This window comes from Actinomycetospora sp. (assembly GCF_055612215.1).
This window is the reverse complement of the sequence record NZ_JBVPVA010000577.1, coordinates 1-2,693: the sequence shown is the minus strand read 5'-3', so window position 1 is coordinate 2,693 and position 2,693 is coordinate 1. Positions and strand designations below refer to the sequence as shown.

The 2,693-nt window shown below is 73.7% G+C and carries 4 protein-coding genes; 1 reads left to right on the top strand and 3 read right to left on the bottom strand.

The genetic code is table 11. The annotated features are described in order from the left end of the window. Both AC0CYZ_RS15910 and AC0CYZ_RS15905 read right to left on the bottom strand, forming a co-directional pair. Positions 1-174 (bottom strand): KUP/HAK/KT family potassium transporter (locus AC0CYZ_RS15910; protein WP_472217010.1); only part of this gene is annotated, 174 nt, incomplete at its 3' end. Positions 175-216: 42 nt separating this feature from the next. Beyond that, positions 217-1,050: a helix-turn-helix domain-containing protein gene (locus tag AC0CYZ_RS15905; RefSeq protein WP_472217008.1), complete on the bottom strand. Its 834-nt coding sequence runs from the start codon at positions 1,048-1,050 to the stop codon at positions 217-219. A 157-nt stretch (positions 1,051-1,207) separates the two neighbouring features. Between AC0CYZ_RS15905 and AC0CYZ_RS15900 the strand changes: the two genes are divergently transcribed. Beyond that, positions 1,208-2,254 (top strand): SDR family oxidoreductase, encoded by a 1,047-nt coding sequence (locus tag AC0CYZ_RS15900; protein WP_472217006.1) that lies wholly within the window; start codon positions 1,208-1,210, stop codon positions 2,252-2,254. Between the two features lie 31 nt (positions 2,255-2,285). On the opposite strand, the gene AC0CYZ_RS15895 is transcribed toward AC0CYZ_RS15900, so the two are convergent. After that, positions 2,286-2,693, bottom strand: a 408-nt coding sequence (locus AC0CYZ_RS15895; protein WP_472217004.1) for a VOC family protein, incomplete at its 5' end; no start/stop codon positions are given.

Below are 2,693 nucleotides of genomic sequence, written 5' to 3'. Positions count from 1 at the left end.
CTGCATCGCGTAGAGCGGGCTGGTCCCGATGTCGCCGAACACCACCCCGAGCGCCCCCAGCGCCAGGCCGGCCCCGCCGGCGCCGAGCACCGCGGGGTGCTCGGGACCACCACGCTCGCGGCGGGTCGAGCCGGCGCCCGGCGTGGTGGCCGGCGGCGCTTCGGGGTCAGCCATGGTCGACAGTCTGCTCCGAGCGCGGCGCGGCGGCCGGGCTGGCTAGCGGCCGAGGAGGGCGAGGCCGGCGGCCGCGGGGCTGTCGGGTCCGGCCCCGTAGACCAGGAGCCGGTGGCCGGAGTCGTCCGGCGGGGTGAGCACGCTGAAGCCGAGCTCGAGCTCGCCGACGGTGGGGTGGCGCAGCCGCTTGGTCCCGTGGGTGCAGGCACCGACGGGGTGCCGGTGCCAGAGCTCGGCGAACTCCGGGCTCTTGATCACCAGCTCGCCGACCAACGCCGCCAGGCCGGGGTCGTTCGGATGGTGCGCGGCGGCGACCCGCAGCGAGGCGACCGCGCGCCACGTCTCGGTGTCGCGGTCGGGATAGAGCTCGCGGGTGTGCGGGTCGAGGAACAGCATCCACATCAGGTTCGGGCGGGCGGCGGGGTCGTCGGGGGACCTGCGGGGCAGGTGTCCGGCGACGAGGGCGTGACCGGGTGCGTTCCACGCGACGACATCGGTGCGCAGGTCGAGAGCGATGACCGGGGCGTCGGCGATGCTGGTGACGAGCAGGCGGGTCTGGGGTGCCAGCGGTGCCGTGGGGTGCACCTGGGCCGGCCCGGCCGGTGGCCGGGCGAGGGTGTGGAGGTGGCGGCGCTCCTCCGGGGTGAGCCGCAGCGCGGTCGCCACCGCGTCGAGGACGGCGTCCGAGGCGTTCTGGCTCTGTCCCTGCTCGAGGCGGGTGTAGTAGGTCGGACTGACGCCGGCGAGCTGGGCGAGCTCCTCGCGGCGCAGCCCGGGGACGCGTCGCGCACCGTAGGAGACGACGCCCAGGTCGTCCGGCCGCAGCTGCGCGCGCCGGACCCGGAGGAACTCGCCGAGTTCGGTCGTCGAGGTCATGGGTCGAGTGTGCTCGTCCCGGCGCGTCGCAACCTGACCCTGGCAGTGCCAGGCACGGCGGGGACATCCCCGAGGAGGTGAGGTGCCCGGCCGGACGACGAGCCAGCGTGGAGCGCACTGCTCGCCGGACGGGCGGGCCGGACGCGAGGAGCACGTCGTGGAGAAGAAGACCGCGCTCGTCGTCGGCGCACGCGGGGTCATCGGTGGCCGGCTCGTCGAGCACCTGACCTCACTGCCGGACTGGGACGTGATCGGGGTGTCCCGGCGCGGGGCGGCGGAGAGGGACGGGGTCCGTCACGTCGCGGTGGACCTCCTCGACGCCCCGTCGGCCCGCGCGGCCCTCGCCGATGAGCGGGACGTGACCCACCTCTTCTACGCCGCCTACCAGGACCACCCGACCCGGGCGGCGCTGCTCGGACCCAACCAGGCGATGCTGGAGAACGCCGTCGACGCGGTCGAGGCCGCGGCGCCGGGCCTGCGCCACGTCAGCCTGATGCAGGGCTACAAGGTCTACGGCGCCCACCTCGGGCCGTTCCCGACCCCCGCCCGCGAGGAGGACGCCGGCCACCTCCCCCCGGAGTTCAACCTCTCGCAGCAGGCCTTCCTCGAGCGGCGGGCCGGTCCGTGGACCTGGTCGGCGCTGCGGCCGTCCGTGGTGTGCGGGACCGCGCTGGGCAACCCGATGAACCTGGTGCTCGTGATCGCGGTCTACGCCGCGATGAGCCGGGAGCTCGGGATCCCGCTGCGTTTCCCCGGGGTGCCCGGCGCCTACGACACGTTGCTGGAGATGACCGACGCCGGGCTGCTCGCCCGGGCCACGGTGTGGGCCGCGACCGAGCCGGCCGCGGCGAACGAGGCGTTCAACGTGACCAACGGGGACCTGTTCCGGTGGAACGACATGTGGCCTCGGCTCGCCGCGATGCTCGACGTCCCGGTGGGGTCTCCGTTGCCGATGTCGTTGGCGGAGGCCATGGCGGACAAGGAAGCCCTCTGGGACCGCATGGTCGCCGAGCACGGACTGCGTCCGACCCCGTTCGCCCAGGTGTCCTCGTGGGCGTTCGGTGACGCCGTGTTCTCGTGGAACTACGACTTCCTCGCGGACGGCTCGAAGCTCCGGCGAGCCGGGTTCACCGAACACGTCCGGACCGAGGGGATGTTCGAGGACCTGTTCACGCAGCTGCGTCGGGATCGGATCGTCCCCTGATGCCGATCAGTGGTGCGTCTCCCGACACCACTCACCAGGACCCGACCGCCGTCCCGCCCCATTCCTCCGGGGCGACGTCACGCTCGGTCTGGGTGAGCTCCCAGCGATGCCCGCCGAGGTCCTCGACCACGCCGGCCCGCTCACCGTAGGAATGGGAGACGACCTCCTGGCGCACCACGGCGCCGGCTCGGCGGGCCCGGGCGAACGCCGCGTCGACGTCGTCGACGCGCACCTTGATCTCGTGGGTGACCACGCCGGGTGCCACCGGACTCCGGTCCCCGCCGTCGTCCGCGACGACGACCGCGCCGTCAGTGCCGACCCGCATCTGGGCGCGGTGGCCGTCACCGATCCTGACCTTCTCCGAGAAACCGAAGGCGGCTTCCAGGAACGCGACCGCAGCACGCACATCGCGATAGACCAGTACCGGGGTGACCGTCGC

Bases quoted from the DNA above. Each gene is read 5' to 3' on its own strand.
- AC0CYZ_RS15905 (WP_472217008.1), bottom strand. From the start codon at position 1,050: ATGACCTCGACGACCGAACTCGGCGAGTTCCTCCGGGTCCGGCGCGCG.